The sequence below is a fragment of the [Clostridium] scindens ATCC 35704 genome (assembly GCF_004295125.1).
In the GTDB taxonomy this organism is placed as follows: Bacteria; Bacillota; Clostridia; order Lachnospirales; family Lachnospiraceae; genus Clostridium_AP; species Clostridium_AP scindens.
The window spans coordinates 1,369,704-1,396,410 of record NZ_CP036170.1 but is presented as its reverse complement, the minus strand read 5'-3'; the positions used below and the strand labels follow the sequence as shown (position 1 = coordinate 1,396,410).

Below are 26,707 nucleotides of genomic sequence, written 5' to 3'. Positions count from 1 at the left end.
TCGTATGGTACAATTATACTTGTTTTGAGACGGAATTGCCAGTTATAAATACGCAAGGCTTAAGCCTTCTTCTACTCTCCCACGATGCAGACCCGGATCAGATTCGTCTTTCCCGGAATTCCAAGCGGCACTCCGCCTGTAAATACGATCTTATCCCCATCTTCTACGAGCCCGTGGCGTTTTGCCGCCTCCATTGCCCGCAGGCACAGAATCTCCGAACTGTATTCCTCCTTGGTATAGAGGGGATAGATTCCCCAGGACATATTGAGCTGGCGGCATACCTTCCGGGAACTGGAGCACCCCCCGATCATGCAGCCCGGACGGTACTTGGAGATCATGCGGGCCGTAAATCCGGTTTCGCTGGCTGCCAGAATGATATTGGCTTTCAGATCCATTGCGGTCATGCAGGTGGCATGGGAGATCGCATTGGTAATATCCGGGTCTTCCGCCCGGTCCCGCTTCTTAAATATCTCATTGTAATTGATATTCTGCTCCATATAAGATGCCACCCTTACCATGGTCTGAAGCGCCCTGACCGGATACTTTCCTGCTGCCGTCTCCCCGGACAGCATGATGGCGCTGGTCCCCTGATATATTGCATTCGCGATATCGGAGGTCTCCGCCCGGGTGGGTCTCGGATGCTCCATCATAGAATCCAGCATCTGGGTTGCCGTTATCACCTGCTTTCCAGCACAGTATACCTTTCTGATGATCGTCTGCTGGATGACCGGAACACGCTCCAGCGGGATCTCCACGCCCATATCGCCTCGGGCGATCATGATGCCGTCCGCCGCCTCTATAATCTCATCAATGTGGTCCACCCCTTGCTGGTTCTCGATCTTCGCAATAATATTGATGTCCCTGCCGCCATTCTCATCCAGAAGCAGGCGCATCTCGCGGATGTCTTCAGCAGTGCGGGTAAATGAGGCGGCTACAAAGTCAAAGTCCTCCTGAATTCCAAACAGCAGATCCGCCCGGTCCTTTTTGCTGAGAAACTCCATGTTCAACTCAGTCCCCGGTATATTGACTCCCTTCTGATCAGACAGCCTTCCTCCATTCCTCACCAGGCACGCGATGTCCTCCCCTGAGATTTCCTTCACTTCCATCTCGATCAGCCCGTCATCGATCAATATGGTATCTCCCGGGCTCACATCCTTATAAAGTTCCTTGTAAGTAATTGAGACATAGTCCCTGGTTCCTTCCACATTCCGGGATACCAGCGTAAATATCTGTCCTTCTTCAAGAACCGCCTCTCCCTCTTTAAAACAGCCAATCCGAATCTCCGGTCCCTTAGTATCCAGCATCGCCGCGATGGGCCTGTCATACTTCGTTCTCAATTCCTTTAACCGGTCCAGCCGCGCCTTCTGCTCCTCATGCGTGCCATGCGAAAAATTAAACCTGGCAACATCCATCCCTTCCTGAATCAGCTGCTCCAGCACGTTCCCCTCATCCGTGGCCGGTCCCAGCGTGCAGACAATCTTCGTCTTTCTCATAAAATACCTTCCTTTCCCATTAAATTATGTTGACAAATGTATCAATATTTTCTGCTTTCCCGATTACCACGATGATATCTCCCTGCTTGAGGCGGTAATCTGGCATAACCTCGATCTCTGTATGGTCTCCGCTTACGATGGCGATAATATTGAGGCGGTATTTGCGACGCATCTGCGTCTCTTCCACCGTACGCCCCAGCAGACTCTCCGGCGCCTGCAGCTGGCGGATCTCAACGCTGTCGCACAAAGAGACAAAATCAATAAAACTATTTGACAGCAGCCTTTTTCCAAGCCGCAGCGCCATATCCCTTTCCGGATAGACCACCTCTGCCCCGATCTTTTCCAATACCGCTCCCTGTTCCGGGCTGAACGCCTTCGCGATCACTCTTGGCACTCCCATCTCAATCACGCTCATGGTGATCAATATGCTGACATCCGCTTTCTCGCCGATGCAGATAATAACCACGTCGCAGTTCTGGATGCCGATCTCTTTTAAGGTTTCCGCGCTTAGGTTCTCGGTCACGAAAGCGCATTCCGTGTATTGGCGCATTTCCTTAATCTTACTCTCATCCCGGTCTACCACGATAACCTCTTTTCCGGACTGCGCCAGCATGATTGCCAAGGCCTCTCCAAATCGCCCAAGTCCAATGACTCCATATGCAGTTTCTTCTTTTTTTCTCATATTCATTCACCTCATTAATTATCCAACTGATATTGTTTCTTCTGAATACCTGGCATTCGGCTCCGCCCGGTTCACCCACATAGACAGCAGGGTGAACGCCCCGACTCTTCCCGTAAACATGACCAGGATGAGCACAGTCTTCCCTGCCACGCTTAGATCCGGCGTAATTCCGGTAGAAAGCCCCACCGTTCCAAACGCGGAGATCACTTCAAAGAAGATTTGCATGAAACTGAAATCTGGTTCCAGAATGCACATCAAAAATACCGCAATGCCTATGACCGTGCCAGAGAGAATCGTGATCATAAACGCCTTTGAAACATTCTGTCTGGAGATACTCCGGTGGAAGGCGTGGACCGTCTTCTTCGCGCACATGCCCCGTATCTCCTGGAATATCACGAAGAAGGTACTGGTCTTGATGCCGCCTCCGGTAGAGCCGGGCGACGCGCCGATGAACATCAGCACGCACAGGACGAATAATCCCGCATTGGTAAACTGTCCGATCGGGTACGTGGAGAATCCCGCCGTCCTTGCGGAAACGCTCTGGAAGAAGGCGCCCAGCCATGTAATATCTTCCGTAGCCTTCAATGAGACCGTTCCGACAGCCAGCAAAGCCAGGCTGGTCGCGATCACTACTTTCGAGTGCAGGGCCAGCCTGCGAAACCGTCTCCGCTTTAATACGTCCAGAATCACCAGAAAGCCCAAGCCTCCAAAAATGATCAACGTACAAGTCGTCAGATTCAGCAGAACGTCATCCTGATAGGGGATCAGGTTTTGCAGCCCTCCCAGAATGTCGAATCCCGAGTTATTAAAAGCGGCGATGGAATGGAAGATGCTGATTCCCGCCGCATGCAGCGGCGCGTAATCCTGGCTGAATACCAGGAAGCTAAGAAGCGCCCCTCCCGCCTCAAAGCACAGGGTCATCATGAGTACTGCCTTCACCAGCCTTACGATTCCTTTGTATGTATCCACGTTCAGCGCTTCCTTGACCAGCACCCTGCTCTTAATGCCAACCCGCTTGCCTGCCGCCAGTACCAGGCCTACGCCGATCGATGTGACGCCCAGGCCTCCGACCTGGATCAGGATCGCCACCACCGCCTGCCCGAATACGGTAAAATGATCCGCAATATCCGTCGCGATCAGTCCAGTCACGCAGACAGCGCTGGTGGAAGTAAAGAGCGCATCGATCACAGATACTTCTGCTCCGTCTTTTATGGTAACTGGAAGCAAAAGCAGGAATGCTCCCAGCAGGATTACAAGCGCGAATCCCGATGCAATGAGCCGCCCCGGCGGCTGATTTCTAAAAAATAATTTTATATTCTTCATTTCCTTTTCATCCCTGTCTTCCGCTTTTGAACCTGTTCTTCCCACCATACCCACAGAGGCGCGGCGATGCAGATTGACGAATAGCATCCCGATACCAGCCCTGCAAGAAGCGGGAGGGAGAACTTCGTGATAGACTCCATCTGGTAGACGATCGAGGCAGCCAGAATAATAAATGCACATAGGATCACGGTAAATGCCGTGTTGATCGACCGTCCCAGAGTTTCCGTCGTGCTAAGATCCACCAGTTCCGCCAGAGTTCCTTTCCTTTTCATCGTATTCCTGTGCTCGCGGATCCGATCATACAATACGATCGTATCATTGATGGAATACCCGATAATCGTCAGCGTCACTGCCACAAACGCATCATTCAGCGGTATCCGGAATATCCCGAATACGAACAGCACGATGCAGATATCATGCATAAGCGCCAGAACCGCCGTAACCCCGGCTGCCAGTCCTCCAAGTGCAGAAAAGCGCAGGCGGATATATACAATAATAAAAAGAAAAGAAAGTATGATCGCTATGACGGAATTCTTCAGTGCCTTTGCTCCGATATAGGGTTCCACCGCATACGTCTCGGAAGTCTGAAACCGGTTATCATTTCCTTTATTCAGCGTATTGAGAATCTGCTTCTGCTGATCCGGAGACAGCCCGTTCTTTCCCGCCAGCGTCAGTACCAGTTTCTTCTCCCCTGTAGAGGGATCTTCCGATGTCTGGACGCTGACGCTTCTGTCTGCGATATCCTCCACTTTCTGTTGTATCTGTCCGGTATCCGCCTTCCCGGAGTAGGTATATTTTAAAATGACGCCTCCAGTAAACTGGGTATCCAGCTTCACGCCATTTGCCGCGCTCCATATGGTTCCAGAGACAATAACAGCAATACTTGCCAAAAAGAAATACCGCTTTGCCTCAGTAAAGTGCAGCACCTTCTTATCACGCTTTTTGCAAAACCACTTCCCCTGGTTAAAAAAGCCGTACCGGATTATAGAATTCAGCATGCTTCTGGACATCCACACGCCTGCCAGCAGATTGATGATCACGCCGGTCAGCAGCGTATATCCGAAGCTTAGCATCGTGCCAGAGCCAAATATCATCAAAATGCCCGCCACAGCCGCCGTCGTGATATTTCCGTCCAGAACAGAAGAAAATGCCCTTTGGTACCCGCTCTTTATCGCTCGTTTCACGGAACTCCCTTTCTTCAATTCCTCGCTGATCCTCTCACTGATAATGATGTTGGCGTCTACAGCCATGCCTCCCGACAGTATCAGCCCTGCGATGCCCGGAAGGGTGATCGTATACTGCGGCACCGAGATGGCCAGGATCTGCAGCGCGATCTGAAAGGCCAGCGTCAGGCAGCTAATGATGCCCGGAAGCCGGTACCACGCAACCATAAAGAGGCAGATCAGAACCATCGTGATCCCTGCCGCTGCCGCCATCGCATTCAGCGCCCGGTCTCCAAGCGTAGGACTGATGGTATTGTAATTCGTCGTCTCCATGGAGAACGGCAGCGCCCCGGAATTAATCTTATCCGCGAGATCCTGGCTCTCCTCCTTGGAGGCCATCCCTGTGATCTCAGCCTTCCCGCCTGTGATCTTCCCATTCACCAGCGGATTGGAAATCATCTCCTCATCCATGTAGATTCCCATATTCTGTCCTGCCAGTTCCTCCGTGGCATTGGCAAATTTTTCCGCACCCTTGCTGGTAAACTCCAGTTCCACGATGTTTCTCTTCTGCTCATCCAGCGCCGCCCGGCTTCTGGCTACATCCGAGCCTTTCACATACACGGTGCCGTCAGGCCCACGGAACGTTAACTCTGCCATCTGGCCTAATTCCTGGATGGCGGTTTCCGGGTCAAAGTCCTTTTCATCGGATTTCCATGGGAATCTGACGATGATGTTGCCTGCCTTTTCATCCACCGTCACCTCCCGGTCCAGAATATTCTGGGCATCCAGCCGGGTCTCGATGACTTCCCTTGCCATTTCCAGTTCTGCCTTTGTCGGTTTTTCCTTCGTTCCTGCCGGCTCAAATACGGCCTCCACGCCGCCTCGGATATCAATGCCAAAGCGCATGTCGCGCATTCCCTTGATGCCGCCCCCACAGCCGAAGACTGCGAGGTACACAAAAAGAAAGATTACCCCAAGAGCAATCCAAATATTTAATTTTTTATTCTTCATTTCTTCCCTGCTTTCTTTCTATAAATATAAGAGTTAGAAAGCAAAGTCCCGTTTCTTCCCGTCTTTTTCTAATCGGATACACAGTTCGCACAAGAATCGTGCCAAAGGAAATAAATAGAATTGCAGATATGACAAAAATGCCCTCTTCTGCCAGATGCATATAGAGAGTAGGATAAATGCGTAAAACCAGACTGGCAGCCTCTGAATATTCTTCAAGCCCTGGAATATCTGCGAACAGACCGCTTCTGTCTCTTTTTCCGTGCTTATACAGCCTCCGTCTAAGACATGCATGCCATTGCCGTCCGTATAATCTGCCTGGGTTAACGTGCCCTGCCTTTCCTGTCCTGAAGAACTGCCTAAGTCATCACCTGCGTCGTAGAATTGAAGACCGGAAGATAGAAAAATGCCCAAACTTGCAATTAAGATGACTGTAAGAATTACTTTCAGCTTATGCCCCATCTTTCTTCCTCCCCTCCTTCGAATTACCTAAAACATAGCACCAAAACCATTGTATGTCAATATTACTGTTTTGCTTTTCCTATAACCGCAAAGAGGATGAAACATCCAAATGTTCCATCCCTTCTCTTAATTCATACTATTTAAGAAATCTGCCAATGGCTTCCGCCGCCCGCTCTGCATTGGAAAGAAGCGCCGGATGATTCCCGGTAGGAAATATCTGAATCTGCGCGCCGGTTTCTTTTGCAATTGCATCATATTCTTCCAGAAAATCCTTCCTGCACATCTCGTCCTCCTCGCTGCCCATAAGAAGAAGCGATACCTTTAATCCATTCAACGGCTTAATGAATAACGGCAGTTTCTTTTCAGCGCACTGGATCATGGCTTCTGTGTCCATGTCAACCACGCGCTCCCAGTCGTCTCCCTGGCACCACTCATAGAATCCGACTCCCATCTCGTCCTGCTTGGCGCTTGCCCGTTCCAGGACAAGATTCCTTGCGAAATCATCCGCCAGCGTCCGGCCGTCAAAACTGTCCGCCACTACTTTGCCAACCAGGTCCGGCCGCTCCAAGGCAGCATTGATTGCCGCCCACGCGCCTCCGCTGGTTCCTACCAGACTTATCTTTCCCAGTTTAAGATACTCAAGCAGCGCAGTGGTCTGTCTGGCCTCCTCCATCCAGAGATCCGCCGGAAACCTCTCCAAGCGTTCTGATCTTCCATGCCCCAGGAAATCAATGAGAATCACATGGAACCGTTCCTCATATAAGGGCAGTAATAGTTCAAACATTTTGGAAGATGCAGTATTGCCATGCAAGAATAATACGGGTGCTCCATTTCCAGATTCGGTGTAATAAATCCTTTTTGACTGATAATAAAAATATGACATCGTTTGCCTCCTAATCATTGGTCTGTCTCTTAACTTCCTGATCAGCAAGGCGTACGAAACACTAACGCCTTGCAGCTAGTGCTTTTCTGTCCAAATCCCCATGCTCTCTTCCTCCTTCCTGCTATTCTATACTGGTCTGCTATAAATTATAGTGCCGTTCCCTCTTTGGGTATAAAAAATTTCTGCAGATCCACGCCTTCGTGATCCAGCAGTTTTACCTTTTTCTTAATTCCGCCTGCATACCCGGTCAGGCTCCCGTTCGCGCCTACAACCCGGTGGCAGGGGATAATGATAGAGATCGGATTATGGCCGACCGCCCCTCCGACCGCCTGGCCGGACATGCTGCTTTTTCCCATCCTCGCTGCCATTTTTTTCGCGATCTCCCCATAAGTGGTAACCTGCCCATAGGGAATCTCGCAGAGAAGTTCCCATACGCCTTGCTGGAATGCGCTTCCCATCGGCGCAAGCGGCAGTTCGGATATCTCCGGCTTCTTCCCCGCAAAATACCGGTCCAGCCAGTCCTTCGCATTTTCCAGAACCGGGAGGCTTCTATTCTCCACGAATTCTTCTTTGACTTTCCCGCCAAAGTACTTTTGTCCTTCCAGCCACAGGCCTATCAGGGCTTCGCCATCAGCGGTGAGTTTGACACGGCCCAGGGGCGATATATAGTCTGTTGCGTAATACATGAGGTGCATTCTCCTTTGCAATTCTCCAATATAATCTAACGGTATAATAGACAGAAACAATCCTTTTTTAATTAGTAAAACTAATTGACTGCGAATACGTACAAGAATTCTTTAGTTCAAAATCGTACTCATATAGAATGCAGTTGCCAAATCCAGACGAATTTTGCCCCAAGGAAAACATAAATGCAGTTGGAGCAGAAGCAAAAATATGCAGTGTTGCACGCCGTTCCATAATACTTCTTTTGCCAATAGCGCTATAAACTGAATTAGCTAAAATAGTGGCATGTGTTCCATCTTCTATAGAAAAATTTGTAGCTTCTACTCCGTTTAACTTGCAATTAATGATACGCCCAATGGACAAATCTCTTTCTTTTATGAATTTTACCACATCATTATAAATATCACGAGAGACGTTTAATACTAATGCCGAATCATATTGATTCTCATTAAACCTTTCATGCAATATTTCCCATTTCGCATAGTCTTTTTTAGACGACAATTTCACATCCCATAATACAGTGCCATTAGTTGAAGATTTTTGTACTGGGAATATATTAACGCCTGATTTACTATCAAGAATTCTTCCTGCAGCGAAGGCTATGGATATATGCGCATCCATTAAGATCTGATAGGCATGCCTGTTGCTTGTATTTGTCAGCAGAAATTCTTTCAAATTTCTGTATATATCTCCGTTCCAATCATATTCATCTTTTAACTTCCGGTCAGCAAACTTATCAACAAATGATAAGCACTTATCTACATCTTCTTCTAAACGCCCTACTGCTCGGGTAAAACTTTTTACACCGATAGGTATTCTTTTAGGGAAATACTTATCAGCAACAAGAAGAATACGCTTTTCCATTTCCTCATCAAATTCTTTTCTGTCAACACCTCTGCCATGTGTTGAAGATATCATCTGGTCATTCACAGTAGTCGAAGCAATAAACCTAATTTGATCAAACGTCATCATTTGTTTGTTAGATGAAATATACTGGTGCAAAGAATCTCTAACTATCTTTTCTAATATATCTATATCAAATGGCAAGATAGAAAACCTTATTTTCTTATTATCAAGCAACTCTGTATCAAAACCACTTAACGAAGATTCTGCTTCTTTATCAATCACTCCTTCATAATACTTATCAATTGACTTTATAAATGTATTGGCGGACTTATCACACTGCCCAATTAAGAATAATTCATATTCCGGACTTTCCATATCCTTTATAATATCCGTGATACATGTCTTGATATCAGATTTAGCAAACGTATTTATCGTGGATTTTACTTGTATGCATTTAACAATTTGATTTTGTAGTCCTAATGCTATATCTACCTTATCATCTGTTGTAGGGAACTCAACATAAATCTTGTCCCACTTATTTTTATTAGTTAACGCCTCTAATACGGACGCAAATCCCTGGTATAAAAAACCCCTTGAAGCATCTCTTCCACCCATAATCCTCATCCTTTCAGATCATTTATCTGCTTTACTAATCCATATAATATTTTATTAATACTAAGACTCTTTTAAATTGTCTCTAGTCATAACGAGGTCCCCTTAAAATACTCCTTCGCTATCCGAATAAAATCCTGCGCATACGCCGACAGATACGCCCCTTTCCGATAGGTGATCATGGTGGTGGCGAACGCTTCGGGATCGTTTAAGGAAAAGCAGACCGGCGGCGTATGAAACGTCATGTTGCGGATATAGGTTTCCGGCGCAAAGCAAATCCCCTCATTTTGCTGGACCAGAAGAAGCGCCGCCTGCGTATTGCGCGTATAGAATGGCACAGTGGGCGTGATTCCGTGTTTTTTCAGAAGATGTCCGGTGATCGCTCCCGTATTCTGCTCCGGATGGTGCAGGATGAACTTCTCGTTATGAAGCTTTGACCAGTCCACGGGCGGATAGCCGCCCTCTTTTAAAAGATCACAGGCAGCATCCTTTGCCAGGGGATTGTCCGCCGACACGGCCAGCAGGATCTCTTCCTGACCCAGCACCTCGTATTCCAGCTTGGGGTTCGGGTCGCCTCCGCTGAAAATGGCAAAGTCGATCCGGCCGTCATTTAACAGGCGTTCCTGGATGGCATAAGTCTCCTCCAGAAAATTCAGGCGGATATTCGGATGCAGCTGGCGGAATGCGGGGAGAATCCAGGGAATCATGCAGGAACTTCGCATCAGTGGGAATGCCACATTCAGTTCGCCGTCATTCAAGGACCGGAGGTCCTCCAGCTCCTTCTCCCAATTCCGGGTCAGTTCCAGAACGCGGCTGGCATATTCCATATAACGCCTGCCCGCGTAAGTCGGGATATAGCAATTGTCCACCCGGTTAAAAAGCTTGATTCCCAGTTCCCGCTCAAGTTTCCCCAGGTGCTTGCTCAGCGTCGGCTGGGAGATATACAGTTCCCGGGCCGCTTTCGTCATATTCTGATGCTTGGCTATGCAGAGTACATAGTTCAACTCGTGTATGTTCATAAGTTCCCTCCGGGCTATTCCAAAATGGAATAGGATTGATGATTAACATGAATTAGACTTACCGCTATGGTTATCATACAATGTAAAAAGGAAAGAATCAAGAAAACACAACAGAGTGCGCGCCTTTCTAGACGCCCTCCAGAGAAAGGCAGGAACAATCTATATGAAACAGTGGTTGGAAAGACAGTTTAAATTGTCAGAGTTTCATTCAAATGTCAGGACAGAACTTCTGGCCGGCCTGACTACCTTTGTAACAATGGCCTACGTGCTGGCAACAGTACCGAATATGATGGAGTCCGCAGGATTAGACAAGCACGTCATGTTTACCGTGCTGATTCTGCTCGTAATCCTTACGACCTGCGCCATGGCATTCTATACGAACCGTCCATTTGCGCTGGCGCCGGGACTTGGCAGCGTAGGAATCGTAACCGCTATGATCGCCAATGACGGCATTGCACCGGATGTGGCGGCCGGCGTTATCTTTTGGAGCGGCGTATTATTTATCGTAATCTCCTTTTTAGGCCTTCGGGAGGCTGTAGTAAGAGTAATCCCCGTCAGCCTAAAGCACGCCGTAAGTGCCGGTATCGGCCTGTTTATCGCGCTGCTGGGCGCAAAAAGCTGCGGCCTGATCGTCGCAAACGAAGCGAAAAAAAGTCTGGGATTCGGCGATCTGACCGCGCCTACGGTGATCGTCGCTGTCATCGGATTCGTAATTTTGCTGATCCTGAAGACAAGAAGCGTGCCAGGAGATATGATTCTGGCAATCGCCCTCACTACGCTGGTTGGCATCCCATTCGGCGTCACAAAGATGCCGGAGAGCCTGTTTACCATGCCTGCAAATATAGGCGGCCAGTTTTTACATGTTGACTTTCTGGGCGCATTAAACTTTGCCTATATTCCATTTTTGATCGCCTTATTCGTTCCGGACTTTTTCTCCACCTTTGGAACCGTTCTTGGCGTTGGGGCGAAGGCCGGTTATCTGGATGAAGACGGCAATCTTCCGGGAATCGACAAATGCTTCAAGGTGGACGCTGTGGCTACCAGTTTTGGCGCATTATTCGGCATGCCCAGCATGACGACCTATCTGGAATCTTCCGCTGGCGTGGAGGCAGGCGGCAAGACCGGACTGACCGTCGTGTTTACTTCCATCTTCTTCGGACTTGCCCTGATCCTTGCGCCGATCGCCCTGATGATCCCATCGGCCGCCACCGCGCCGGTGCTGATGTACATCGGCATCAATATGCTGGGGGCAATGCGGAACATCAAATTCAACGATCTCACCGAAGCCTTCCCGGCTTATGTGTGCATCGTGTTTACCATTTTCGGAAATAACATTGCAAACGGCATCTGTGCCGCACTGCCCACCTATGTGATCATGAAGATCTCAGCCGGCAAAATAAAAGAAATCCGTCCGGTCATGTGGATTCTGGTGGCCGTCTGCCTGCTTTACTTTTATTCCATTCTGTAGGAAGGAAGTGCCAAGTGGAGAACGTAGATCTATTAGTCAAGAATACGAAACTGTATAACTCCTATCTGAAAGTGTTTACGCCTGCTGATGTGTATATACTGGGGGAAAGGATCTATTTTGTGGATACGGCTCAGGAAGGTAATATCAACGCCAAAAAGGTAATTGACGGCAGCGGATATTACATGCTCCCAGGCTTTATCGATATCCACATGCATATAGAAAGTTCTATGATGACCCCTGCTTCCTTCGGAGAGCGGGCGGCCTCCTGCGGAGTCACTACGCTGGTTTCCGAGCCCCACGAGATCGCGAACGTCATGGGCGTGCAGGGAATCCATGAGATGATCAACGGGGCGAAAGACTCCCCCATTGACATCTATTACGGAATCCCAAGCAGCGTTCCTTCGACCAATGAAGATCTGGAGACCACCGGGGGAATCATCGGCTTTGATGAGATGAAGCATCTGATGCAGGAAGACGGCGTCGTCTGCGTGGGAGAAGTCATGAACTACCGCCAGATCGTAAAGGGCACTGAGATGGAGATCACCAAATTCCTCCGTTACCTCCGGGAAGAAGATCCCCAGACAGTCATCGAAGGACATTGTCCCTCTCTGGTGGGCCTGGATCTTGCGAAATTCCTCTATCAGGGGATCGACGGCGACCATACCGAGCACTCCCTGAAAGAGATCCGGCAGCGGTTCGCCAATGGAATGTTTGTGGAAATCCAGGAAAAAATGCTGAAGCCTGAGATACTGGAATATATCACCGAGAACCAGCTCTATGAACACTGCTGCTTCGTCACCGACGACACCATGGCAGACGCGCTGCTGGAAAAAGGACAGCTCAATTATATCGTAAGAAAAGCGGTTGAAATGGGATTCCCGCTTACGCAGGCCATTTACTGCGCGTCCTATACTCCCGCAAGGCGCATGAACCTAAGAGATCGAGGCACTCTGGCACCGGGAAGGAAAGCCGATTTCCAGCTGGTGAAAGAAACTGAACTCCATAGGTTTGAGCCTAAGGCTGTGTTCAAGGATGGCAAGGAAATCTTCTGGAAGGGGAAAGCCAGACACACGTTAAACGCTTACCATTTTCCGGAGGAATTCTACCACTCCGTACATCTGGACCAGATCGAGGCCACGGATCTGGAACCTATGGTCTCCACCGATCAGAAGCAAGTACAGGTCCGCGTGATCGAAGTAACAGACGGCCGTACGCAGACCAGGGAAAAACTGGTAGCCATGGATGTAGAGAATGGCAGATTAAAATGGCAGGACAGCGGCTGCATGCTGGCTGCCGTACTTGAACGCCATGGAAAAAACGGCAATATCGGCTATGGCTTTGTAACTGGCGACTGCCTGAAGCAGGGAGCCGCGGCAACCACCTACTATCATGACCACCATAACCTTATGGTGATCGGGTCAAATGTGGACGACATGGTAACTGCTACCAGACGGCTGATCGAATTACAGGGCGGAATCTGTACTGTAGAGCACGGACACATTGTGGCCGAACTCCCGCTTCCTGTGTGCGGAATCCTGTCAGAACTGCCCGCGGACGACATTGCCCGGATGCTGGGCGGCGTAAAAGAAAGCCTGGAAACATTGGGTTACCGTCATTATAATCCGATCATGTCATTGTGCACATTGGGACTTCCAGTAAGTCCCGCGCTCAAATTGACAGACTGCGGATTGGTTGATGTTGAAAAGGGAACCGTGGTGCCGCTGGTCGTGGAGGCATAAGTGAAAAAAGTGGTGCCGGAGTTATTACTCCAGCACCACTTTTTATCGTCTGATCCAGCAGCCATTTGTTGCCGGAAAGGCTCTATTATTTCAACTTGTTTTCTAACATTTCTTTAATAATTGCAGGCTCGACGATACCTTTCAATTCGCGCATGCAAGCGCCGAATACAGACTGGATCGCTTTGGCTTTGCCATTTTTATAGTCCGCTACTGCCTGCGCATTATTTTGGATTGCCTCATCTATGACCTTATCAACCACGGCCATATCTATTTTATTGTCAAAACCTTTCTCCTTACAGTACGCAACCGGATCTACGTCTTCTTTAAGTACAGCCGTCAGGATTTTTTTGCCGGATACGCGGTTGATCTCGCCCGCATCTACCATTTTGATGATTGCCGACAATTTTTCTGGCGAAATGGATAACTCATCTATGGTCTTGCCCTCTTTGCGCAAGAGGCCTACGCTATCTGTGAGAATCCAAGACGCCGCATCTTTGGCGTTACATCCAAGCGCGACAACCCCATCCAGAAGCTGGGAAATATTTTGATTGGCTATAATCATATCTATTTCTTTTTCCGATATGCCAGCCTCGCTATATTCCACCACTTTATCATTAATTTCCACAGGCCTGTTCTTCTTAATCTCCTCAATCCACTCATCATCAATAATAATCGGCATCAGATTGGCATCCGGGAAATAACGATAATCTGCTTCTGTTTCCTTGTTACGCATAGCAAAGGTCTTGCCGCTTGTGTCATCATAACGTCTTGTTTCCTGAACCAATTCTTCTAATTCATACTCGATCGCGTCCATATGCCTTTGCGCCTCATAGTTGATGGCCTTTTCAATGGATTCAAAAGAACTCATATTTTTAATCTCTGTACGGACGCCAAACTCCTGGCTTCCCTTCTCGCGAACCGAAATATTAACATCGCAGCGCATCGCGCCTTCCTCACATTCAGAAATGCCGCTAAAGCGGAACATGGATTTTAAATTTGTAAGGTATGTGATAACTTCCTCCGCACTTCTAAAATCAGGCTGGGTTACGATCTCAATAAGCGGAACGCTGGTACGGTTAAAGTCCACATAAGAGTAGCTGCCACTATGAACCAGCTTTCCTGCATCCTCTTCCATATGGATCTGCTTGATGTGAATGTCGCGGACGCCTGCGGACGTCTTTACCTGTACGCAGCCATTGGTACAGATCGGATGATTGATCTGGGTGACCTGATATGCGCAGGGCAGATCCGGATAATAATAGTTTTTCTTGTCAAATGTCGTATATCTGCTGATCTCGCAGTTTAACATCAAGCCGGCAAGAACCGCAAGCTCTACCACTCGCTTATTCATTACCGGAAGCATGCCCGGCATGCCGGAACAGGCCGGACACACGCAGTCATTCGGAGTCTTCGCCGCCGCGTGGCCCCCGCAGGAGCAGAATATCTTAGATTCGGTTTTTAATTCAACGTGCGTTTCAAGCCCGATTACAACTTCATAATTCATACTTATTCACCTTCCTTTTCAACGGCTCCAGCCATACTTAAAAGAATGCTTTCGCTAAAATGTCCGCCCATTAACTGAACTTTGCGGCTAACCAGGGCAGGAATCCCGATCAGATTTGCCACGGAGGTAAATATGCTTTCTTCATAAACCTTTTCAAAGGCCGCATAAATATCATAACGCTCGTAACTTGTTTTGCTGCAGGCAGGCGTAAGAACCGCATCGTACTCTTTCATCAGCGCCGCAAACTTTTCCGCCACGACACGGCGGATTCTTAACGACTTATCATAACAATCCTTATACCGGTTCTTGGAAAGTACGTCAGAACCATATAAAATAACTGCCTTTGTAAGAAAGTTAAACCCTTCTGTTCTGGAATTTACATACAGTTCATCAATATTTTTATAATTCTCTGCACGGCGTCCATATTTTACGCCATCAAACCTGGATATATTATTACAGGTTTCTGCGGACATAAGAATCTGCCATGCCGTATTCGCCATCTCAAAAAAGTCGCAAGAGATTTCTTCCACGGTCACGCCCTTATCCGTGAGTTTTTTGGCAAACGCTCTCACGTTTTCTTGCGTGTCCGCATCCGCGATTTCTAATAATTCTTTGACGATGCAGACACGTTTGCCAGCGATATCTTCGTCTGTATGATATTCATAGGTCTGGGTCCTCAGGCTTGTTCCATCTTTATCATCGTGGCCTGCAATCGCACCCATCACTTCTTTCACGCCTTGCGTGTCAGGCGCGTATACGCCTACCTGCTCGCCAGATGCCGCTGTTGAAATGATTCCATAACGTGACACCGTACCGTAAGTGGGCTTGAGGAAATCTACATTTGCAAGAGCCGCCGCACGTCTCGGCGCGCCATTTACATCCACTCCAAGCGCTGCTTTCACATCGGATTTTGCTACCAGCGCTGCTGCCGCTCCTTCCAGTTTCGTATCTTCCTGCGCATAGTGGGAAAATTCGCCCACCAGATCCAGCCCGAACTCGCCCACATGGCATTTCCCGGATACCAGGTAACCATTCTTCTCCAGGCGCTCTACTGCCTCAGCGCTGAATAAAGGCTTGAATCCCATCAGAATTTTCGAGCCATACGTTGACTCGGCACCCTTTACAAGAATGCTGTCATCCACGGCAATGGCGCCGTTTTCATTTATTTTTGCTGCATAATATTCCATATCATCCACCTCACTTTACAAGTCTTGGAACCTGCCAACTATTTTCGTTGTGCATAGGCGCGCCTTCAAGTAAACTTTCTCTTGTAAACAATTGTTCTCTGACATCCTCACGCAATACATTGTTCATAGGCATTACATGAACCATTTCCTCGACATTTTCCGTATCGACTTGCAAAAGAATCTCTTCCTTTTTCTTCATCCGGTCAAAAATGCCTTGTACTTCCGTGTCCTCTTCCTCTGTAAGAGAGATCTGATTTAGCTGCTGCGCATTGGAAAATGTAGAACGTTTCCCCTTCGCATACTTTCCATCGCCGCTTCCTGCGAAAGCATGTTTTGCCAAAGCGTTGGAATTCCCTAATAGATGGACATCCTCAAGCTGCTGGCTCGTTACTTCGCTCGGCGCGCCAAGCAGCAGATCCTGCGCATTTCCATTTAACGGGAATGCTATGACGTCCAGAATCTTTTCTTCATCCGTAAGAAGCATTACCATACGATCAACGCCCGGCGCCATGCCCGCATGCGGCGGCGCACCGTATTGGAACGCGGTGTACAATGCATTGAATCGCTCTTTCAGTTCCTGCTCATCATATCCGGCGATTTCAAATGCCTTCTTCATAATATCAATGTCATGATTTCTAACGGCGCCGGATGCCAGTTCGATTCCATTACATACCAGGTCATACTGGTATGCCAGCACTTCTGTAGGATCTTTGCCAAGCAAAGCATCCATGCCGCCCTGCGGCATAGAGAATGGGTTATGCGTAAAAATAGTCTCTCCCGTCTCCTCATCAATCTCGTACATCGGGAAATCCACAACAAAGCAGAATTCAAACGCGTCATCTCTAATAAGATCTAAGTTTTCCTTTTTCGCCAGCCAGGTACGGATCAAGCCTGCCTTCTTCTCTGCATCATTCTTCTTATCATCACAGATAAAGAACAAGGTCTCTCCCTCTTTGATATTGGTAAGGGAGGTAATCTCCGCTTTCTTTTCATCACTCAGGAATTTTGCGATAGGACCCGCAAATGCCCCCTCTTTCAGAGTAATATATCCCAATCCGCCAAGAGCCACTTCATCTGACATCGCGTATTTCAGTGAATCTTCGAAGAATTTCTTCGATTTGCCTCTACAATCAGCCACGATACCGCGAACCGGCTTTCCTCTAAATGCAGGGAAGGCTACATCCGCGAAAAATGCGGTTAAATCGCAGATTAATAGCGGATTTCTTAAGTCCGGCTTGTCCGAGCCGTATGTCATCATGGCATCCGCATAAGTGATACGCCTGAAAGGCTTTTCTGTAACCTTCTTATCCGAAAAAGTTACAAATGTATCATAAATCACGTCTTCACAAATATTCAGGACTTCTTCCTGCGTAGCAAACGCCATCTCAAAGTCCAGCTGATAAAACTCACCCGGGGAACGGTCTGCTCTCGCATCCTCGTCACGGAAGCAAGGCGCGATCTGAAAATATTTGTCAAATCCAGAAACCATTAAAAGCTGCTTAAACTGCTGCGGCGCCTGAGGAAGCGCATAAAACTTGCCCGGATGCTTGCGGCTTGGAACCAGGAAGTCACGAGCGCCTTCAGGAGATGACGCAGTCAGAATCGGCGTCTGGATCTCCAGGAAATCCTTTTCCTCCATCTTGTTCCTTAAATGACGGATAATCTTGGAACGCATCACAAGATTGTCATGATTCTTAGGATTCCGAAGATCAAGATAACGATACTTAAGGCGTAATTCATCCTTAATATTTCTGGAACTGCTGACATCAAAAGGCAGCATATTTTTTGATTTGCCTAAAACCACAAGCTCGCTTACCACCAGTTCGACAATACCTGTCGCGATCTTCTCATTCACCGTGTCCGGGTCACGCTTTTCTACAACCCCTTTTAAAGAGATCACCGTTTCCCGATTCACATTTTTCAATAATTCTTCGTTATGGATTACCGTCTGCGTCACGCCCGTATAATCGCGAATATCAACAAAGATTACTCCTCCGTGGTCACGAATCGCATCTACCCAGCCCGCAAGCTGAACCGTCTGCCCAACATGCTCCTCACGGATATCATTACAGTAAAGAGTCCTATACATCTGATTTCTACCTCCTAAATTAAAATAAAAAATCCCGAGAATACATATCCAATATATAATACGTATTCTCGGGACGAGTATACAAAGTAACCCGCGGTGCCACCCGTTTTGAAGCGAAAACTTCCTCTTTTGATATCTGATTTTATGTTGATCATTACATGGAGCGTTCCCAAACTTACTACTCTTCTTAAACACGCTTCCAGTCGACGACGTGTTCTCCCTGTTAGAATTTCCACAAAAGCTGAGTCTCCGTTTTTATACTAGCAAACATTCGCAGCTAAGTCAACAAAAAATATACTTTTCCTAGTGTCTCCAAATCTTACTCTTTCATACGACCCTAATCTCTATAAACGAATTCATCGTTGATTTCTCTATTCATAAATTCATTCAGTTTTTCCCCTTCGTAACCAAACGCACAGCCAACCAGCAATTTTACATAAGTCATCTCAGAAGTCATCGTCCATACCGGTATGGCGCCGTACTTCAAAATGATGCCTGTAGATATGTAATTATACGCGTCTCTATGGCAATGCTCAAGAAAAAGCGGGATCGGAGGCTTGCACTCATCACATCGCTTTTTGAGCGACAGTATGGCCTGACTGGTGTACCGCTTCGATTCATCGTCCTTGTATGGAGTCACCGCCATTGTGCTTGAATGGTAGGTGCCATGAAGAATCGCCTTGACCCCCTTCATGCAGTAATGCTCATAATCTATCCCAACATAAGGAATGATCCGAAGAACACAAGGCGAGAGTTCAAAGTCGTGATACAAGTACATCCTCTCTCCGCCAGAGGATTTCCCCTCAAAAACAGCGTTCTCCTGGCTTACCTCAGCCATATCCGGACTGTAAAAATTCTCAGAACGGTTGGCGCACTGCAGCAGATGAGAACAATAGTGAATATACATACGCTGTGTTTCCCCGGATCCGTCGGTCTCCGTATTTCTATACACAGCATAAATATTAGGCTCTATCCCATTGATGATCAGTTCAACCGCAGCCCTGAAGTTCGCGTTGCCATTGGCCTTCTCATCATCCGGCGGAAGCTGGCTGGAGACCAGAAACACAGGAATCTTAGTGCCCGCCATCAGAATCGAAAGCAACGCTCCTGTATAAGCAAGGGTGTCCGTACCGTGCAGGATAATAACGCCATCATATTTTGAATAGTCATACGTTCTCATCTTAGAGATAAGGATGTTCCAATTACCAGTAGTCATATTCTCACTCAGAATGTCAAGGGGCTTCTCTTTGTCAAATGTCACACATTCCTCGGAGGAATAACGCGAGCCGGAGGCTCTGAAATTCCTTTCGATCAGCGTATGCGCCCTCTCTACATCAGAGTCTCGCTTGCCTGCCTTGTCGGCGAATGAGCAGATGGTACCTCCGGTGAGGATGATAAGGATGTTGTGGGTTTTTTTCAATTTAATTTCCCTCCTGATTTTTTTAATGTTGGCAGGTGATATGGTTGTATTGGTTTTTTCTGTCTGGTATTTTTGATGCATGGGAACCTCTACTGTTTCAAAAAAGCCCGAGTTTTTACTCCAACTTTAGGAAGATCCTTATTCTAAACTATTTCACATATCTGTTTCTCAATCTTGACATCAAGTCCACTCTTCCCACCACCAATAACCTCTAATCTATATCCACTTCTTTTCTACTTCTTTTTTCAACTCTTCAAACATCCCATAGTATCTATCCCGCACAGCCTTCACGATATCCAACGCAATAGCCTTATTATAAGCATGCGCCACATTATTTCTGCTTGCCAGGGCCTCAATCCACACTTTTTCATCCTTTATCAGCCCTGCTTTATAAGCTGTTTTCAATACCTGCCTTGGGGAGCCTGTCGCACTTTCTTCAAAGCCGCTGTATTCCAATATTTCTTTCATGGCCTTCCACGACTGCTCAAAACAGATCTCATACAATGCCACCAATCCTGTTAAAACCACATTTTCATATGGCTCATCATAATTATAAACATCATTTAAGTTTTCCAACGCCAGACAAAAATTATCAAACTTTTTCATACAGCACCTTCCCTTCCTTCTCAATGGCTTCCCTTAACTCTTCCTGTACGCTGCCATCCAGATTCACTATATCATACTGCAAAAGAGTACTCGTCTCCTCATCTACAGAAATCGAAAAGCCACTAACATCCCCCCCTGACACAGCCAAGTCAATGTCGCTTACCTTTTTATAGTCTCCCCTTGCCCGGGAGCCAAAAAGAATCACCCTATCTACATCATATTGCTTTGCCAAATCGCAGATTTCTTTCCACAACTTTTTTTCAATTCCTGAATTACTGAACATACTATCCTTATCTTGTTTTGGGATTAAGAGCGCAACCGTCTCCACATGCACCGTATGCCCAAACTGATCCACGCCTCTCCCTCTAACCAGCTCATACCCCTTCTCCCTCAGGAACTTCACATCCCGGGCCAAGGTCGCCGAGTCGCAGCTCACATACACGATCCGCTCCGGCTCCATATCCACCATGGTCTGAAGCAGCGATTCTTCGCATCCTTTCCTCGGCGGGTCCACTACGATCACGTCTGCGTGGGCATTCCTCCCATGCTCTTTCTCGTACTGCGCATAATACTCCGGCAGCACTTCTTCTGCCTTGCCCACATAGAACCGGGCATTCTCGATTCCATTGATCTTGGCGTTATTGCTGGCGTCCTCGATGGCCTGGGGCACGATCTCCACGCCATAGACTTCCTTGGCCTTCTGCGCCAGGAACAGGGATATGGTTCCGATGCCGCAGTAGAGGTCCCAGACCGTCTCTTTGCCGGTAAGCCCGGCGTACTCAAGCGCCAGTCCATACAGTTTCTCCGTCTGGACCGGATTTACCTGGTAAAAGGACAGCGGCGAGATCTGATACTTTACATTTGCTATATAGTCTGTAATGTAGGTTTTCCCCCACAAGGGCTCGATCTTGCTGCCCATGATAACGTTCGTCTTTTCTTTGTTGATGCTCAGCGTAATGCTGGTCATTCCTTCGATCTTCGCCAGGCGCTCTGCCAGGATTTCCCCGTGGGGCAGATGATTTCCGTTGATTACAAGGCAGACCATGATCTCTTTCGTGACGAATCCGTACCGGATCAGCACATGGCGCACCAGGCCTTTATGCTCTGTCTCGTCATAAGCGCTGATCTTATACTCTTCCATAAATGTAAGGATCTGCTTCAGGATTACTTCGTTTACTTCCACGCCCAGCGCGCAATCGGTATTTGGAATGATACTATGGGTCCTTCCGGCGTAGAATCCGGTTATGATGTGTCCTTCATTGTCCGTTCCGATTGGAAATTGCGCCTTGTTCCGGTAGTGAAATGGGTTGTCCATGCCTACGATCGGCTCCAGCGCCTGATCCAGCACTTCCGCTGGAACCTCCCCGATACGCATAAGATTTCCTCGGATCTTGTCTTCTTTGAAGGCCAGCTGGCGGTCATACTCCATCTCCTGGATCTGGCAACCGCCGCATTTGCGGGCCATCGGGCATTTCGGCTGTTTTACCCGGTATGGAGATGGCGTAAGAATATTCATCAGCCTTGCATAGCCGTAGTTCTTCTTGGCCTTCATCACTTTGGCCTCCACCACGTCGCCGATGATGGCGTCTTTAATGAACAGCGTGTATCCATCCACCTTTCCGATGCCTTCTCCGTTAATTCCTATATCTTCGATCGTAACCGTAACCAATTCATTTTTCTGCATAAACATACTCCATTTCGTCAATTGGGGACAGGGCTACTTGCAATTGGGGACGTAACACTTTTGAAAAATGTTACGTCCCTTTTTATATACTCGTCTTCCTCAGGTTTGACTCGAACAGGCGGTTGTAGCCCAGCCAGTCATTGGTGTTCTTGTCTTTGAAGATCTCCGTCAGGGTCTGCATCTTCGCGTCCGTACAGTCCGCGAAGTTCAGGGCCAAAGCCTCCGCAAGGGCCGGCTTTTTCGGAGAGCCGTATTCCAGTTCGCCGTGATGAGCCACGATACAGTGCTTCAACTCGCTGGCCAGTTTCTCCGGGAAGCCGGGGATGGTGCGAATCGCGTCGCTCATCATTTCCACGCCGATGATGATGTGGCCCAGAAGCTGGCCGTCGTCCGTATAGTCATTTTCCGGGAAGGTGGACAGTTCCTTGGTCTTTCCGATATCGTGGCAGATCGCTGACGCGTACAGCAGGTCTTTATTGAGAATCGGATAAGCGCCTACCATGTATTCGCAGAACTTTACCACGCTCAGCGTATGCTCCAGCAGTCCTCCCGCGAATCCGTGATGCACGGTCTTTGCGGCGGAGTGTCCTTTGAATGTCTTGATGAACGTCTCATCATTTACGAAATAATACTCTACCGCCTGATGCAGGTAGGTATTTTCAATCTGGCTTACATAGCCAAGCAGTTCCCGGTACATTCCCTCCGTGCTTTTCTCGCTGGTGGGCATGTAGTCCGCCGCCACATACTCGTCTTCCTGTGCCTTGCGGATCTGCTTGATATTGAGCTGGAGGTTGTTGTTATAACTGATCACCTCTCCATATACTTCTATAAAATCCATCTCGTCGTAATCTGCGATTCCGCTGGAATTAGGGTCCCAGACTTTGCCGTCCAGCGTCCCCGTTTTATCCTGCAGGATCAGATTGTCGTATGGCTTTCCATTCCTTGTTTCAGCAGAACGCTTCCCTTTGCACAGGTATACGTTCTTGATAGTCTCTCCCTCGCAGAGGGTGTTGATATACCTCATATGTTTGCCTCTTTCTAACTTGTCTTATTCTTTGCTGCCGATCGTCACGCCGAAGTCTATATCCACATAGCCGCCTGCGCCTTGGCGATACCCTTTGATCTTGATCTTCTTGCCTGATTCCAAATCCATAAGCGCAGCGTGGTATGTCGCCACCGTAGCCACATCCGTGCCATTGATATTCGTAATGATATCGCCGCACTGGATCCCGGCCGCCATAGCCGGAGAATCGGTCTCCACTTCCTTTACATAGACGCCCTTGGGGATTCCCTGAGCCTCAATCTCCTGGGTGACATCCACGCCCCGGATTCCAATGTAAGGGACGCCCTGTCCATTTAGCAAAAACTGCATCATCTCTTTAATGTCCGAGATGCCGAACCCGGTCACCAGGTTCATGCTGTCTTCCTCGGAAACGCTCTGGTCAATAATGCCGATAATCTCGCCTTTTAGATTCACGATGACGCCGCTTCCGTTCCTTGCTCCTGCAATGTCCGTGCAGATCAGCCGGTATTGCCCGTCTGCGAACTCCGCCGAATTCTTGCTGGAGGCCACCGTTCCAAATCCTACTGCGCCCACGTATCCAAACGGACTTCCAAGCACGATGGCCGGGTCACCTTTGGACACGGAGTTGGAACTGCCGAGGGTTGCCGCCTTGATCTGGGACCAGGTCGTATCCTGGATATCCCCCCGGCTTACCGCATAGATTCCAAAGTCCAGGTTGCCGTCTTTTTTCTTCAGGCTTGCCTTATAACTGTGCCCATCGGAAAATATAATATGAATATCGCCTGCTTCCTTCATAATAGAAGTCTTGCCAAATACCAGCAGTTCCTGCCCATTATCTGCAATGATCAGTCCTGCCGTGCTGTTCTTATGGTCATAGGAATCGTTCATCCAGTCCTGATCTCCCGTGGTTCCGGCGATCTCCACCACCGATTTGTTGGCCTCAGAGGCCACCGATGTCAGAGACTGCTGCATCTGCCGGTAGCTTTCTGCGTCCAGAACCTGCTGGGTCGCTTCCGGCTCGTCTTCCGGCGTGGCTTCGTCTGCTTCCTCTTCCTCTTCGGGTATCGTGACTTTCTGCGGATTGCTTTGAAATAACTCGTCCATCCATGGCTTGAACGCACTGAAACTAAGGCTGGCTACCAGACCAAACACCAGGCCTAGTCCGGCCATCCGGAAGATATCTTTTTTTACTTTCTTCTTGCTGATTGTCTCATCTTTGATCGTTTCCTGCAGAAATGAATACTCCTGCTCTTTTTCTTCTTCCCGATTTATTTCTTCTCCTGGATCTTTATGCTCTTCCATAGACGCATCCTTCTCCTTTACAATCCTTTCTATAGTATACCTTATGGCGCTCAAATGTTCAATATTTATCCTTTTCTTTATGGGGCAAATAGGGTAGAATAAGTCTAGGTGAATAACATGAATAAAAAAACATTGACAAAACTTGAATACAACAAAATTATTGAACTCTTAACAGAACAGGCTTCTTCCTTCAGCGGCAAAGAGCGCTGCCGGAAGTTAAAACCTATGATATCTTTATCAGACATTCAGTCTGCCCAGGAGGAAACCGCCGCCGCATTTACGCGGATCGTCAAGAAGGGCAGGCCTTCTTTTAGCGGATGCAATCCGGTAGGAGACTCGTTGAAGCGCCTGGAGGTGGGCGCCGCCCTTGGAAGCGGCGAATTGCTCCGCATCTGCAAATTGCTGGAAACCGCAGGACGCGTCAAATCTTATGGAAGGCACGAGACCAGCGACGAGTCCGAGGACTACCTGGATGCGCTGTTCCAGCAGCTGGAACCGGTGGCTCCTTTGTCCGCCGAGATCCGGCGGTGCATCCTGGAGGAGGATGAGATCAGCGACGACGCAAGCCCGGCGCTTAAGCGCATCCGCCGTTCCATGGGCCAGATCAACGACAAGGTGCACGCCACCCTATCCGGCCTGGTAAACGGGTCTTTGCGCGCGTATCTGCAGGATCCCATCATTACTATGCGCGGCGACCGCTATTGCATCCCGGTAAAGTCGGAGTACCGAAGCCAGGTTCAGGGACTGATCCACGACCAATCCTCCACTGGCTCCACGCTTTTTATCGAGCCGATGTCCGTGGTCAAGTTAAACAATGACTTGAAGGAACTCTACGGCAAGGAACAGGAAGAGATCCAGGTAATCCTGGCACGTCTCAGCGTGGACGTGGCAGAATATATTGACGCGATCCGGACGGATTACTCCGTCCTTACGGAATTAGACTTTATCTTCGCGCGAGGAATCCTTGCGCTGGATATGAATGCCTCCATGCCCCTCTTTAACACGGACGGACGCATCTATATCCGCGAGGGACGCCATCCCCTTCTGGATAAGAAGAAGGTGGTTCCGATCACCGTCATGCTGGGTGATGCCTTTGATCTTTTAATCATCACCGGCCCCAACACCGGCGGCAAGACCGTCTCTTTAAAGACGGTTGGCCTCTTTACGCTGATGGGCCAGGCGGGGCTTCACATCCCTGCGCTGGACCGCTCCGAACTGGCCGTATTCCATGACGTTTATGCAGATATCGGGGATGAGCAGAGTATCGAGCAGAGCCTCAGCACCTTCTCTTCCCATATGACCAATATCGTCTCCTTCTTAAAGCAGGTGGATGAGCGCTCCCTGGTTCTGTTTGACGAACTGGGGGCAGGAACCGACCCTACCGAGGGCGCCGCTCTTGCCATCGCCATATTGAACCATCTGCATGGGAGAGGCATCCGCACCATGGCAACCACCCATTACAGCGAACTGAAGGTCTACGCCTTGTCCACTCCCGGCGTGGAAAATGCCTGCTGCGAGTTTGACCTGGAGACTCTGCGGCCCACCTACCATCTGTTGATCGGCATTCCCGGCAAGAGTAATGCATTTGCCATCGCAGGCAAGTTAGGGCTGCCCGACTATATCATCGAGGAGGCCAGGACCCATCTGACGGAGCAGGATGAATCCTTCGAGGATCTGCTGACGGATCTTGAGACCAGCAAGCGGACAATTCAGAAGGAGCAGGAAGAGATCGCCGCATACCGCCGGGAACTGGAACGACTCAAGGCCGAGACCAAGGAAAAGCAGGAGAGGCTGGAAGCCCAGCGCGAGCGGATTCTGCGGGAGGCCAACGAAAAGGCCCACTCCATTCTTGCGGACGCAAAAGAGACGGCCGACGAGACCATGCGCAATTTCCGCAAGTTTGGCAAGGAAAGCATTTCCGCAGCAGAGATGGAAAAGGAGCGGGAACGTCTCCGCAAGAAGATGGACGCGGCCCGTTCCGGCATGAAGATGGAGCCCCAGAAGCCGCGCAAGCAGCATAAGCCCGGCGACTTCAAGCTTGGCGAATCCGTCAAGGTCTTAAGCATGAATCTGACAGGAACCGTTACTGCCCTCCCGGATTCTAAGGGAAATGTAACCGTCCAGATGGGCATCCTGCGGTCCCAGGTCAATATTTCCGATCTGGAGATTATTGAGGAGAAGCCTTCCTACACTGCCAAGCAGATGCAAAAGACGGGAAAAGGCAAGTTAAAGATGGGCAAATCCTTCTCCGTAAGCCCTGAGATCAATCTTCTGGGCAAGACGGTGGATGAAGCCGTGGCAGAACTGGATAAATATCTGGATGACGCTAGCCTTGCGCATCTGTCCACGGTCCGCGTGGTACACGGCAAGGGCACCGGCGCCCTCAGATCCGGAATCCACAGCTATCTCAAACGGCAGAAGCACGTCAAGTCCTTCCGGCTGGGAGCATTTGGGGAAGGCGATGCCGGCGTGACCATTGTAGAACTAAAGTAGATTAATATAGAGGACA

At 48.7% G+C, this 26,707-nt stretch carries 20 protein-coding genes; 3 read left to right on the top strand and 17 right to left on the bottom strand.

What is annotated here, in order from left to right:
* Nucleotides 1-71: 71 nt before the first annotated feature.
* From pyk to HDCHBGLK_RS07095, 9 genes are all read right to left on the bottom strand, one after another.
* A complete protein-coding gene (gene pyk, locus HDCHBGLK_RS07135) occupies nt 72-1,493 on the bottom strand; it encodes a pyruvate kinase (protein WP_004607882.1) in 1,422 nt (473 codons plus the stop codon).
* 19 nt (nt 1,494-1,512) lie between these two features.
* A complete protein-coding gene (locus HDCHBGLK_RS07130; RefSeq protein WP_009247915.1) occupies nt 1,513-2,175 on the bottom strand; it encodes a potassium channel family protein in 663 nt (220 codons plus the stop codon).
* Between the two features lie 18 nt (nt 2,176-2,193).
* The gene (locus HDCHBGLK_RS07125; RefSeq protein WP_004607884.1) at nt 2,194-3,498 is read right to left on the bottom strand and encodes a TrkH family potassium uptake protein; all 1,305 of its coding nucleotides are present in this window, start codon (nt 3,496-3,498) and stop codon (nt 2,194-2,196) included.
* A complete protein-coding gene (locus HDCHBGLK_RS07120) occupies nt 3,495-5,672 on the bottom strand; it encodes a protein translocase subunit SecDF (protein ID WP_004607885.1) in 2,178 nt (725 codons plus the stop codon). Before HDCHBGLK_RS07120 ends, HDCHBGLK_RS07125 begins: the two co-directional genes overlap by 4 nt.
* Before the next feature lie 33 nt (nt 5,673-5,705).
* Nucleotides 5,706-6,131 (bottom strand): hypothetical protein, encoded by a 426-nt coding sequence (locus HDCHBGLK_RS07115; RefSeq protein WP_004607886.1) that lies wholly within the window; start codon nt 6,129-6,131, stop codon nt 5,706-5,708.
* A gap of 136 nt (nt 6,132-6,267) precedes the next feature.
* Nucleotides 6,268-7,014: an alpha/beta fold hydrolase gene (locus HDCHBGLK_RS07110; protein ID WP_039909888.1), complete on the bottom strand. Its 747-nt coding sequence runs from the start codon at nt 7,012-7,014 to the stop codon at nt 6,268-6,270.
* Between the two features lie 146 nt (nt 7,015-7,160).
* Nucleotides 7,161-7,700 (bottom strand): methylated-DNA--[protein]-cysteine S-methyltransferase, encoded by a 540-nt coding sequence (locus HDCHBGLK_RS07105; protein WP_039909890.1) that lies wholly within the window; start codon nt 7,698-7,700, stop codon nt 7,161-7,163.
* A 67-nt stretch (nt 7,701-7,767) separates the two neighbouring features.
* Nucleotides 7,768-9,159 (bottom strand): SAVED domain-containing protein, encoded by a 1,392-nt coding sequence (locus tag HDCHBGLK_RS07100; RefSeq protein WP_039909892.1) that lies wholly within the window; start codon nt 9,157-9,159, stop codon nt 7,768-7,770.
* An 86-nt stretch (nt 9,160-9,245) separates the two neighbouring features.
* The gene (locus HDCHBGLK_RS07095; protein WP_004607890.1) at nt 9,246-10,175 is read right to left on the bottom strand and encodes a LysR family transcriptional regulator; all 930 of its coding nucleotides are present in this window, start codon (nt 10,173-10,175) and stop codon (nt 9,246-9,248) included.
* Between the two features lie 163 nt (nt 10,176-10,338).
* On the opposite strand from HDCHBGLK_RS07095, the gene HDCHBGLK_RS07090 reads away from it, so the two are divergent.
* Together HDCHBGLK_RS07090 and HDCHBGLK_RS07085 are read left to right on the top strand one after the other, a co-directional pair.
* On the top strand, nt 10,339-11,643 hold the full coding sequence (locus HDCHBGLK_RS07090) for an NCS2 family permease (RefSeq protein ID WP_039909893.1): 1,305 nt from the start codon (nt 10,339-10,341) through the stop codon (nt 11,641-11,643).
* A 14-nt stretch (nt 11,644-11,657) separates the two neighbouring features.
* Entirely contained in the window at nt 11,658-13,382 is a 1,725-nt protein-coding gene (locus HDCHBGLK_RS07085; protein ID WP_004607892.1) for an adenine deaminase C-terminal domain-containing protein, read from the top strand.
* Nucleotides 13,383-13,467: 85 nt separating this feature from the next.
* On the opposite strand, the gene gatB is transcribed toward HDCHBGLK_RS07085, so the two are convergent.
* The 8 genes from gatB to HDCHBGLK_RS07045 all read right to left on the bottom strand — a co-directional run bounded on the left by gatB (nt 13,468) and on the right by HDCHBGLK_RS07045 (nt 24,198).
* The gene (gene gatB, locus HDCHBGLK_RS07080) at nt 13,468-14,886 is read right to left on the bottom strand and encodes an Asp-tRNA(Asn)/Glu-tRNA(Gln) amidotransferase subunit GatB (protein ID WP_004607893.1); all 1,419 of its coding nucleotides are present in this window, start codon (nt 14,884-14,886) and stop codon (nt 13,468-13,470) included.
* Between the two features lie 2 nt (nt 14,887-14,888).
* Nucleotides 14,889-16,073: an amidase family protein gene (locus tag HDCHBGLK_RS07075; protein WP_004607894.1), complete on the bottom strand. Its 1,185-nt coding sequence runs from the start codon at nt 16,071-16,073 to the stop codon at nt 14,889-14,891.
* Between the two features lie 10 nt (nt 16,074-16,083).
* The gene (gene aspS / locus HDCHBGLK_RS07070; protein ID WP_039909895.1) at nt 16,084-18,162 is read right to left on the bottom strand and encodes an aspartate--tRNA ligase; all 2,079 of its coding nucleotides are present in this window, start codon (nt 18,160-18,162) and stop codon (nt 16,084-16,086) included.
* A 337-nt stretch (nt 18,163-18,499) separates the two neighbouring features.
* Entirely contained in the window at nt 18,500-19,582 is a 1,083-nt protein-coding gene (locus HDCHBGLK_RS07065; RefSeq protein ID WP_233440743.1) for an asparaginase domain-containing protein, read from the bottom strand.
* A gap of 216 nt (nt 19,583-19,798) precedes the next feature.
* A complete protein-coding gene (locus HDCHBGLK_RS07060; protein WP_004607898.1) occupies nt 19,799-20,188 on the bottom strand; it encodes an HI0074 family nucleotidyltransferase substrate-binding subunit in 390 nt (129 codons plus the stop codon).
* The gene (gene rlmD, locus HDCHBGLK_RS07055; RefSeq protein WP_039909897.1) at nt 20,175-21,872 is read right to left on the bottom strand and encodes a 23S rRNA (uracil(1939)-C(5))-methyltransferase RlmD; all 1,698 of its coding nucleotides are present in this window, start codon (nt 21,870-21,872) and stop codon (nt 20,175-20,177) included. The genes HDCHBGLK_RS07060 and rlmD overlap by 14 nt, the downstream gene beginning before the upstream one ends.
* An 82-nt stretch (nt 21,873-21,954) precedes the next feature.
* Nucleotides 21,955-22,896 (bottom strand): 3'-5' exoribonuclease YhaM family protein, encoded by a 942-nt coding sequence (locus tag HDCHBGLK_RS07050; protein ID WP_004607900.1) that lies wholly within the window; start codon nt 22,894-22,896, stop codon nt 21,955-21,957.
* A gap of 24 nt (nt 22,897-22,920) precedes the next feature.
* Nucleotides 22,921-24,198 (bottom strand): S1C family serine protease, encoded by a 1,278-nt coding sequence (locus HDCHBGLK_RS07045; protein WP_009247923.1) that lies wholly within the window; start codon nt 24,196-24,198, stop codon nt 22,921-22,923.
* 117 nt (nt 24,199-24,315) lie between these two features.
* Between HDCHBGLK_RS07045 and HDCHBGLK_RS07040 the strand changes: the two genes are divergently transcribed.
* Nucleotides 24,316-26,691: an endonuclease MutS2 gene (locus HDCHBGLK_RS07040; protein ID WP_004607902.1), complete on the top strand. Its 2,376-nt coding sequence runs from the start codon at nt 24,316-24,318 to the stop codon at nt 26,689-26,691.
* The last annotated feature ends 16 nt before the right edge of the window (nt 26,692-26,707 follow it).

Excerpts from the sequence above, each read along its gene's own strand:
- pyk (WP_004607882.1), bottom strand. The coding sequence starts at position 1,493 with ATGAGAAAGACGAAGATTGTCTGCACGCTGGGACCGGCCACGGATGAG.
- HDCHBGLK_RS07130 (WP_009247915.1), bottom strand. The coding sequence starts at position 2,175 with ATGAGAAAAAAAGAAGAAACTGCATATGGAGTCATTGGACTTGGGCGA.
- HDCHBGLK_RS07125 (WP_004607884.1), bottom strand. The coding sequence starts at position 3,498 with ATGAAGAATATAAAATTATTTTTTAGAAATCAGCCGCCGGGGCGGCTC.
- HDCHBGLK_RS07120 (WP_004607885.1), bottom strand. The coding sequence starts at position 5,672 with ATGAAGAATAAAAAATTAAATATTTGGATTGCTCTTGGGGTAATCTTT.
- HDCHBGLK_RS07115 (WP_004607886.1), bottom strand. The coding sequence starts at position 6,131 with ATGGGGCATAAGCTGAAAGTAATTCTTACAGTCATCTTAATTGCAAGT.
- HDCHBGLK_RS07110 (WP_039909888.1), bottom strand. The coding sequence starts at position 7,014 with ATGTCATATTTTTATTATCAGTCAAAAAGGATTTATTACACCGAATCT.
- HDCHBGLK_RS07105 (WP_039909890.1), bottom strand. The coding sequence starts at position 7,700 with ATGTATTACGCAACAGACTATATATCGCCCCTGGGCCGTGTCAAACTC.
- HDCHBGLK_RS07100 (WP_039909892.1), bottom strand. The coding sequence starts at position 9,159 with ATGGGTGGAAGAGATGCTTCAAGGGGTTTTTTATACCAGGGATTTGCG.
- HDCHBGLK_RS07095 (WP_004607890.1), bottom strand. The coding sequence starts at position 10,175 with ATGAACATACACGAGTTGAACTATGTACTCTGCATAGCCAAGCATCAG.
- HDCHBGLK_RS07090 (WP_039909893.1), top strand. The coding sequence starts at position 10,339 with ATGAAACAGTGGTTGGAAAGACAGTTTAAATTGTCAGAGTTTCATTCA.
- gatB (WP_004607893.1), bottom strand. The coding sequence starts at position 14,886 with ATGAATTATGAAGTTGTAATCGGGCTTGAAACGCACGTTGAATTAAAA.
- HDCHBGLK_RS07075 (WP_004607894.1), bottom strand. The coding sequence starts at position 16,073 with ATGGAATATTATGCAGCAAAAATAAATGAAAACGGCGCCATTGCCGTG.
- aspS (WP_039909895.1), bottom strand. The coding sequence starts at position 18,162 with ATGTATAGGACTCTTTACTGTAATGATATCCGTGAGGAGCATGTTGGG.
- HDCHBGLK_RS07060 (WP_004607898.1), bottom strand. The coding sequence starts at position 20,188 with ATGAAAAAGTTTGATAATTTTTGTCTGGCGTTGGAAAACTTAAATGAT.
- rlmD (WP_039909897.1), bottom strand. The coding sequence starts at position 21,872 with ATGCAGAAAAATGAATTGGTTACGGTTACGATCGAAGATATAGGAATT.
- HDCHBGLK_RS07050 (WP_004607900.1), bottom strand. The coding sequence starts at position 22,896 with ATGAGGTATATCAACACCCTCTGCGAGGGAGAGACTATCAAGAACGTA.
- HDCHBGLK_RS07045 (WP_009247923.1), bottom strand. The coding sequence starts at position 24,198 with ATGGAAGAGCATAAAGATCCAGGAGAAGAAATAAATCGGGAAGAAGAA.
- HDCHBGLK_RS07040 (WP_004607902.1), top strand. The coding sequence starts at position 24,316 with ATGAATAAAAAAACATTGACAAAACTTGAATACAACAAAATTATTGAA.